The following is a 370-nucleotide window of genomic DNA, read 5'->3' on the forward strand; positions in this document are numbered from 1 at the left end:
AGCACCTGTGTTACCTTGAACGCCTTGAGGTCCGGTAGCACCCGTGTTACCTTGAATACCTTGAATACCTTGAATACCTTGAATACCTTGAGGTCCTTGAGGTCCAGTAGCACCCGTGTTACCTTGAATACCTTGAGGTCCAGTGGAACCAGTAGCACCCGTGTTACCTTGAATACCTTGAGGTCCAGTGGCACCTGTATTACCTTGCGCACCTTGAGGTCCAGTGGAACCGGTAGCGCCCGTGTTACCTTGAACGCCTTGAGGACCAGTGGAACCAGTAGCACCTGTGTTACCTTGAACGCCTTGAGGTCCGGTAGCACCCGTGTTACCTTGAATACCTTGAATACCTTGAATACCTTGAATACCTTGA

1 pseudogene is annotated in these 370 nt (G+C 50.5%); it reads right to left on the bottom strand.

The features are described from left to right. A pseudogene (locus MR155_RS31560) lies at positions 1–370 on the bottom strand (collagen-like protein); the annotation flags it as partial.

This window comes from Bacillus cereus group sp. BfR-BA-01331, assembly GCF_022663915.1.
GTDB lineage: Bacteria > Bacillota > Bacilli > Bacillales > Bacillaceae_G > Bacillus_A > Bacillus_A mycoides.